At 50.4% G+C, this 8,173-nt stretch carries 8 protein-coding genes; 2 read left to right on the top strand and 6 right to left on the bottom strand.

Annotated features, from left to right (window positions below; all coding sequences use genetic code 11):
• Positions 1 to 222, top strand: a 222-nt coding sequence (locus tag RBB45_RS10690) for a hypothetical protein (protein ID WP_306009562.1), incomplete at its 5' end; no start/stop codon positions are given.
• 96 nt (positions 223 to 318) lie between these two features.
• On the opposite strand, the gene rlmD is transcribed toward RBB45_RS10690, so the two are convergent.
• The 5 genes from rlmD to RBB45_RS10665 form a co-directional block, all read right to left on the bottom strand.
• The gene (rlmD, locus tag RBB45_RS10685) at positions 319 to 1,713 is read right to left on the bottom strand and encodes a 23S rRNA (uracil(1939)-C(5))-methyltransferase RlmD (protein WP_306009561.1); all 1,395 of its coding nucleotides are present in this window, start codon (positions 1,711 to 1,713) and stop codon (positions 319 to 321) included.
• A gap of 18 nt (positions 1,714 to 1,731) precedes the next feature.
• Positions 1,732 to 2,577 (bottom strand): DNA-3-methyladenine glycosylase family protein, encoded by an 846-nt coding sequence (locus RBB45_RS10680; RefSeq protein WP_306009568.1) that lies wholly within the window; start codon positions 2,575 to 2,577, stop codon positions 1,732 to 1,734.
• 114 nt (positions 2,578 to 2,691) lie between these two features.
• Complete coding sequence (pdaA, locus tag RBB45_RS10675; protein WP_306009560.1) at positions 2,692 to 3,489, bottom strand: delta-lactam-biosynthetic de-N-acetylase; 798 nt, start codon at positions 3,487 to 3,489, stop codon at positions 2,692 to 2,694.
• Between the two features lie 112 nt (positions 3,490 to 3,601).
• On the bottom strand, positions 3,602 to 5,125 hold the full coding sequence (locus RBB45_RS10670; protein WP_371931569.1) for a fumarate hydratase: 1,524 nt from the start codon (positions 5,123 to 5,125) through the stop codon (positions 3,602 to 3,604).
• A gap of 371 nt (positions 5,126 to 5,496) precedes the next feature.
• The gene (locus RBB45_RS10665; protein ID WP_009792096.1) at positions 5,497 to 5,682 is read right to left on the bottom strand and encodes an SE1561 family protein; all 186 of its coding nucleotides are present in this window, start codon (positions 5,680 to 5,682) and stop codon (positions 5,497 to 5,499) included.
• A gap of 179 nt (positions 5,683 to 5,861) precedes the next feature.
• Here RBB45_RS10665 and RBB45_RS10660 point away from each other — a divergent pair, with 179 nt between their 5' ends.
• On the top strand, positions 5,862 to 6,371 hold the full coding sequence (locus tag RBB45_RS10660; RefSeq protein ID WP_483861643.1) for a DUF421 domain-containing protein: 510 nt from the start codon (positions 5,862 to 5,864) through the stop codon (positions 6,369 to 6,371).
• Positions 6,372 to 6,410: 39 nt separating this feature from the next.
• Here RBB45_RS10660 and ggt read toward each other — a convergent pair whose 3' ends face one another.
• Positions 6,411 to 8,099, bottom strand: a complete 1,689-nt coding sequence (gene ggt, locus RBB45_RS10655) for a gamma-glutamyltransferase (RefSeq protein ID WP_306009557.1) — start codon at positions 8,097 to 8,099, stop codon at positions 6,411 to 6,413.
• Positions 8,100 to 8,173 lie beyond the last annotated feature (74 nt).

Raw genomic sequence — 8,173 nt, 5'->3', positions numbered from 1 at the left:
GATACAGTTGAGCACTTTAATAAAAAGAAAATTCTTCATGAATTAAATGATATGGTATTTGATGATTATCCAATAATGGGCATTGTTGATGAATATGAATGGAAGCAATTAGAGGAAGCTAGATATTACTTTTTATTAGAAAGAAATTTTATTCCGGAAACATTAGAAGAGACTTTGCAAGAAACAGGAGCTACAAAAGAAGAAGATGACTTTGGCTTCTAGATATAACACAGTAATAAAAAGTAAACACCCTTAATGGGTGTTTTTATTTTTGAAGAGCAAATACTTTATTCTATATATAAAAAACAGGCCCCCTCCTCAGGAACCTGCTCCACTCCTCAATACTAATTCACTCACCACTTCAACATGCGCCGTCTGCGGAAACATATCCACCGGCTGCATATACTCCACCCTATACTCCGGATCCAGCACTGCAATATCCTTCGCCAATGTCGACGGATTACAGGACACATACACAACTTTCTTAGGCTTCACCTTCAAAATCGTTTTCAGCAGTGCCTGGTCAAGCCCGGTCCTTGGCGGATCAACCACAATCACGTCCGGTCTCCATCCTTCTTTCATCCATTTCGGAAGCAGGACTTCGGCTTTGCCTGTTTCGTATTTGGCGTGTTGGATGTTGTTGCGGGCGGCGTTTTTCTTGGCGTCCTGGATGGATTCTGGGATGATGTCCATTCCGCGGATTTCGCCTGCCTGGTCTGCGAGCCAGAGGCCGATGGTGCCTACGCCGCAGTAGGCGTCGGCGACTTTTTCTTTGCCTGTGAGGCTGGCGGCTTTTTTGACTTCGTTATAGAGCTTGACGGTCTGCTCGGGGTTGAGCTGGAAGAAGGTACGGGCGGACAGCTCGAAGGACAGGTCGCCGAGTGTTTCCTGGATGTATTCTTCCCCGTGCATATGGCGCGTTTCTTTTCCGAAGATCAGGGATGTCTTCTCTCCGTTGATGTTTTGCATGATTGATTTGACCTGCGGCAGCCTTTTGGTGATTTCTGTGATGAGCTGCTCTTTTTTCGGAAGGTCCTTGGTTGATGTGATGATGACGATCTGGAGCTCGCCGCTCTGGATGCCGGTCCGGGCCATGATGGTGCGGACGGTTCCTTTTTTCGTCTTTTCGTTATAGACAGAGATGCCTATTTTGTTCATGACCTTTTTGACGACACCGATCGCTTTGTTGGTATGCGGATGCTGCACGACGCATTGCGGGATGTTAATCAGGTTATGGGAGTTGAGCCCATAGAGGCCGGCAATGATTTTTCCATCCTCCTGGCCCACCTGGAAGGCCGCTTTGTTGCGGTAGTTCCACGGATCCTCCATGCCAATCGTGTCGCGGATGTCGAGCCCTGCTACCGGAAGCTTCGTATGGCGTTCGAGGGCCTGGATGACGATGTCGCGCTTTTCCTGCAGCTGCCGGTCATAGCGGAGATGCTGCAGCTGGCAGCCGCCGCACAGCTCATAGACCGGGCATGGCGCCTGGACGCGGTACTCGGACTCTTTGCGGATCGTTTTGATTTTGGCTTCGGCGAATTTCGGGCTCACCTTTGTCGCTTCGACTACGACCTCTTCGCCTGGCAGTGCACCTGGCACGAAGACGACCTGTCTTTTAAAATAGCCGACGCCCTCCCCATTGATGCCGAGCCGCTTGATTGTGAGCGGGAAGGTCTGCTTTTCTTGTATTTTCACGGTTTGTTCGTTTTTCATCGTGCTGCTTCACTCCATTTATTCAATGCTTCGCCATAGATACAGGGAAGCATAGGTTAGATAAGGATCCCAGCTGAGCATATATTCATCCATCTGCTCGTGGGTCGGCTTTGCTTCAAGCTTATATAATTTCTTCAGGGCATTTTGCAGCCCGATATCTGCCTTCGGGAAAAGATTGGGGCGACCGAGTCCGAACATCAGGAAGTTCTGGACCGTCCACGGGCCGATGCCGCGGATTTTGATGAGCTTTTTCATGATCATTTCGTCCGGCTCTTCTGCCAGCTCCTCAAGATTCAATCTTCCCTCGGTGATTTCCTGTGAGAGGCCGATGGCGTACTCTGCCTTCCTCCCGCTGAACTGTAGCTCACGAAGCTGCTCTACCGTCAGGGCTGCCACTGTTTCTGGGCGCGGGTAGAACCAGACGCCGTCTTTTTGGAAGCCGAATGCTTCGACAAACCGCTTCGTCAGTGTGAAGGCAAAGGACAGGTTGAGCTGCTGGTGGATGATGCATTTCAGCAGGCAGCCGTACGGGTCGAAATCGAGCACGACCGGTGTGCCGTAATGCTCGTCAAAAATCGCCTTCAGCTCTGTAGCCTGGAAATGGGTATGGATATCCTCAAGCGGGATATGCCATTGAAAGATCTTCGCCAGGCGCTCTTCCGCTTTTTCTTTATGTTTTCCATCTATGCCGTTTATGATGAATTCCGGATGCTCAGTTGTTCCCGTCGCTGTCACCTCTGCAGCGATCGGTTCATTTTCAATCATCAAAGGAACCTTCACGCTCCGCTTTTCCTTGTCAACAGCATGAAGCGGATCAAGCGAAAGCCTGTCCAATACAAGATCAAAGTTATAAGGTCCTTTCATTTGAAAAATAGCCAACTTGCATCCATCCCTTGTGTTTTTTACCCTTATTATAACACCGGGAGGTATGCTGCTCCCAAGAAACAAGCCCAAATCCATGATGATTTGGGCAGGTGTCTAGTACAGCATATCATGTTCGAACGCTTTATTCATCTCCAATTGATCAAGGCTTTTAAACGTATAGCCCCTTTTCTTCAGATCCTGGATCGCTTTTTCCAATGCGTCGGCATTGTCCTTTGAGACGGTATGCAGCAGGAGGATGCAGCCGGGGTGAATCTGCTTCATGATATTGTTATAGGAATATTCCCAGCCCTTCTGTGCGTTCGTATGCCAGTCGACGAAGGCAAGCGACCAGAATACATGGGTATAGCCCTGCTTTTTCGCAAGGTCGAGTGTGCGCTCGCTGAAAACGCCGCGCGGCGGCCTCAGGTACGACATCTGCTTGATGCCTGTCAGCTCCTCCGTCTTGGCACGCACCATCTCCAGCTCCTTCGCCAGCTTCTCATCGCTGATCCGCGTCATATCCGGGTGGTGCCAGGAGTGGTTGCCGACAATATGGCCTTCCTTCGCCATCCGCTTGACGAGGTCCGGGGCGCTGTTCAAATAATGGCCTGTCACGAAAAAGGCGGCCGGAACCTGTTCTTTTTTCAAAACGTCAAGAACCTTCTCGGTATAGCCGTTTTCATAGCCGTTATCAAATGTCAGGTAAATATCCTTTTTGCTTGTATCCCCTTTATAATAAGACCCGTACCGCTCCAGCAGATCATCGAGCGGCTTGCCTGCCTCGGCCGGCACTTCGTTGCTTGCCTTCTTGAAGCCCCAGTGGATCGGTGAATTGGCGGTCCCTGCGTGGGCAGAAGCACTCCCGGCAAAAAACAGCACAAGGGCCAGCATCAGCTGCTTCCCGTATCTCATCCCATTTCCTCCTTCAAACCTTTTAGGTTTAGTGTTTGTGAAAATGGGCGGTAGCATTCTGTCAAACATTAGAAAAAGCGGGAAGCATCTGGCTCCCCGCTTTCTTTTCTTATTAGTAAACCCGTTCTTTGAATTGGGACAGCTTTTCAAGTGAAGATTTATCCACATCCTGGTGGAGGCTGTTGCCGTGTGAATCCATCGTTACGACAGCTGTGAAGCCTTCAACCTTCAGATGCCACATCGCTTCCGGAATGCCGAATTCCATCAGGTCAACGCCTTCGACTTTTTTGATGCAGTCTGCATAATACTGGGCTGCGCCGCCGATGGCATTGAGATAAACGCCGCCATGCTCCTGGAGGGCTGCCAGTGTTTTCGGCCCCATTCCGCCTTTGCCGATCACGGCGCGGATGCCGAATTTTTTCATGATGTCGCCCTGGTAAGGCTCCTCGCGGATGCTTGTCGTCGGCCCTGCCGCTTTGACATGCCATTCGCCTGCTTCATCCTTCATCATAACCGGACCGCAGTGGTAGATGACCTGGCCATTAAGGTCGATCGGTGCATCATGGTCCATCAGATGGTGATGGATCGCGTCACGGCCGGTGTACATCATGCCGTTGATCTGCACGACGTCGCCGACGTTGAGCGCGCGGATCTGCTCTTCCGTGATCGGCGCCTGCAGCGTCACCACATTCTGAGCAGTTTCTTCTACAGCAGCCGCTGATTCAAGCTCGGCTTCTGTCGGGGCGAAGTCGATTTTCTCGCCTTCCTGGTACATCCACTCATTGATTTCACCTGTTGCAGGAGAAATGCTGATGCCGAGACGGCGGAATGCCCAGCAGTTATAAGCGACTGAAACGAAGAAGCTGGCCGGGATGCGGTTCATGACACCGATTTTACAGCCGAGCAAGGTTGTTTCGCCGCCGAAGCCCATTGTGCCGATGCCAAGCTTGTTGGCATTTTCGAGTACATATTCTTCCACCTTCTGCAGGTCTGGATGCGGGTTCACATCATCCACGGAACGGAACAGCTGCTCTTTGGCCAGGTCATAGCCGGAAGAGCGGTCGCCGCCGATGCCGACGCCGATGAAGCCGGCGCTGCAGCCCTGTCCCTGTGCCTGGTACACAGAATGCAGGATGCACTTGCGGATGCCGTCCAAATCGCGGCCGGCGCGGCCCAGTCCGTCCAGCTCGCATGGAAGGCTGTACTGGATATTTTTATTTTCACAGCCGCCGCCCTTTAAGATCAGGCGCGCGTCGATATAATCTTTTTCCCATTGCTCAAACTTGATGACCGGCGTGCCGGCACCAAGATTGTCGCCGCTGTTGTCTCCTGTCAGTGAATCCACAGAGTTCGGGCGCAGCTTCCCGTTTTTCGTTGCAAGCGCGATCGCGTTCTTGATCGCTTCCTTGATTTCCAGCTGGTTCACACCGACCGGCGTCTTGATTTTGAAAGTCGGCAAGCCTGTATCCTGGCATATCGGCGATACATTATCGTCCGCCATCTTAATATTATTCGTAATCGTCCCAAGGCTCATCGCCGAACGCGTGCCGGCACTCTCGCGCTCCTTCGCACTCTTGATCGCGCGGCGCACATCCTTCGGCAGGTTCGTAGAAGTCTCCACAATCAACTGGTACATGCTTTCCTGTAATGTCTCGAAATTCACAGCAAGATCCCCTTCCCTTTCGTTCCCCTCAAAAATCTTCTGTTTCTGTACGAATTTTCACGATTTTATTATACTCCTATCCTTTGGTGATTTAAAGGGTAAGGTGAAATCGGTTACAGGGGTGTGTTTGCTGGGCTGTGGGGTGCGGCGGCCGGGGATATTTGCGAGTTTTTGTAGATATTTGCGACATTTTCGTTTTATTTGCGAGTTTCCGGATATATTTGCGAGTTTTGGTTTTTATTTGCGACTTCAACCATATCGCGGCCTTCAACCTTTTTTTGCGACCAGCCACCTGACAGCCGCACAGCCTAAAATAAAAAGAGCCCTCAAACCAGGGCTCCCTCCTACTCTTCGCGGTTATTAAATTCTTTACATTTAGATTCCAGTTCGTCGATCATTTCGATCAGACGGTCTATGTCTTCAAGCTCTGTGTCCTCTGGATCTATCGCATCCAGGACATCCATGAACATATTTAAGCGGTGCTTTAGGAATGTAACCTGCTGGTTTTTATCTTGTATTGGACTGCCCAAAGCAATCTCTCCTTTCATACCGGTGCCTGTCGCAGGCACCCGAAATGCTCTTTTTACTTTACCGGAAATATCGATTTTTCGCAAATGCTGACGAATTTTAGTATAACCCAAACCTCCTGGATGTTTCAGCGGCAATCTGGGAGGAAAAAGGCTAAGTAAAGACTACTGGGAGGTATATGATGTTTTTTAACAGCTGGGATAATGTATACAGAACGGTGATCGTCGGGATATGCAGCTATCTTCTGCTCATTCTTGTGCTCCGTATTTCAGGAAAACGGACGCTGTCGAAGATGAATGCCTTCGACCTGATTGTGACGGTCGCACTCGGTTCGACGCTCGCCACAATCCTTTTGAATAAAAAAGTGGCATTGGTCGAAGGATTCACCGCTTTTTGCGTCCTCATCGGGCTTCAATACCTGGTGGCCTGGACTTCTGTCCATAGCAAGACCGTAAGCAAGCTGATCAAATCGAATCCGACGCTTTTATACTATAAAGGCAGCTATCTTCGCGATGAAATGAAGAAAGAGCGTGTTCTGGAAGTGGAGATCCTCCAGGCCGCAAGGAGCCAGGGCCTCTCCTCGCTTGAACAAGCAGAAGCGGTTGTGCTTGAGTCCGACGGATCTTTTTCAGTCATTAAGAAGTCGGATAAAGAGGAATCCTCCACCTTGCAGAACATCAGCAAAAAATAACAGAAAAACAGGCTGCCGGGAAAGGCAGCCTGTTTTTTATTATTCCAGCCCGACTGCTTTTCCTTCTCGGCTCGAATCAGCCGCACCGTAAAGCTTGCCTGCTTTTTTATCAATTTTAATAGCCTGGACGTTTCCGATCCGGCTCGGGTTGTCCCCGAATTCATATCCGCGGGACTCCAATTCACCCTTTGCTTCCATACTGATTCCTGGCTCCCATTCGACGAGCGGGCCGGTGGCTGCGAAAATGCGCGGCTCTTCAACAGCATCCTTCAGATCCATCCCAAAGTCGATGACATTGACGATCGTCTGGAAGACAGATGCGATGATCGTCGGTCCGCCCGGTGATCCGAGGGTAAGGACCGGTTCACCGTCCTTGAAAAGAATCGTAGGACTTTTACAGCTGACCGGACGCTTTTCAGGCTCTACCTCGTTGATGCCACCAGGATTGGCATCAAAGTCAGTCAGTTCATTATTCAGCATAAAGCCATGGTCCGGTACGAAGATCCCTGAACCGAATGGATGCTCAACCGTCGAGGTGACAGCGGCAATATTGCCCCATTGGTCGCGGACGGTAAAGTGCGTCGTTTCGCTCTTTTCCAGATCATCCGGCTGGCGGATTACCTTTTTCGGCTCGCCGTCTTCGTATTTCCACGGATTGCCGAAATCAACCGCGTCATTTCTTCTTTCAAAATTGATCAGCTTCTGGCGCTCTTTTATATAGTCATCGTGAAGAAGGCCCTTGATCGGCATATCCTCGAACTCCGGATCCGTGTTGAAGGCGATTTTATCGGAAAAAGCAATCCTCATGGCCTCTGTGAACAGATAGTACTTTTCCCATGATTTCGGACCATATTGCTTGAGGTCAAATTTTTCAAGAAGCTTGAGAATCTGGATCACTGTCAGTCCGCCGGCGCTTGGAGGCGCTGAAGAAGCGATCTTATAGCCGCGGTATTCGCCCCAGATCGGCTCATCTACCGTTACGCGGTAATTTTTCAAGTCATCCAGTGTCATGAACCCGTCGAGATCATCCAGCGCCTTGATGATGGCTTCAGCAATTTCTCCTTCATAAAAAGCCTCAACCCCTTTTTCCTGCAGGGTCCTGAATGTGCTGGCCAGCTTCTTTTTCACCAGAATGTCGCCTTCCTTCAGGGCTTTCCCTTCGGGCATAAAGAAATCCTTCGCATGCTGGCCGAGGCGGTAGTGGAAATTCTCGAGCGCTTCAGCAAGCACCCAGTTGACTTCAATTCCTTCTTCCGCAATTTCGATTGCCGGCTGGATGAGGTCGGCCAGCTTCATGGTTCCGTGCGCTTTAAGGGCCTCGTCCATCGCCTTCAGGATGCCGGGAACCCCGACTGCTGTGGCATGTGTGCTCCGCTCACGGAACGGGATGACCTCGCCATTTTCATCGAGGAACATTTTCGGATGTGCCGCTTTAGGCGCTCTTGTGTGGCCGTCGTAGATTTTGGTATCCTTCTTCTCGTTGTCATAGACCATCATGAAGCCGCTGCCGCCGATCCCTGTCATCATCGGCTCAACGACATTAAGGGCAAATTGAATGGCGATGACCGCGTCGACCGCGTTTCCGCCTTGTTTTAAAATCTTCTCGCCAATGTCAGCTGCCACATGATGCGGCGCCGCCACCATCGCTTTCGTTCCTTCTGCACTCTCCCTTTCATGTGAAGTTTTTTCATCCTCCGCTGTCATGTTCTTTCCTTTGCGAAACATCATCTATATTCCTCCAGTACAATTGGCTTTACTCTTGTATCAATCAATACCCCTTCTCTTCAAAAGAGAAACGAAGA

This window comes from Bacillus sp. MMSF_3328 (genome assembly GCF_030733525.1).
Lineage (GTDB): Bacteria > Bacillota > Bacilli > Bacillales > Cytobacillaceae > Bacillus_AB > Bacillus_AB infantis.
Note: the sequence above shows the minus strand (reverse complement) of the source record. Positions and strands in the feature narration are given on the sequence as shown.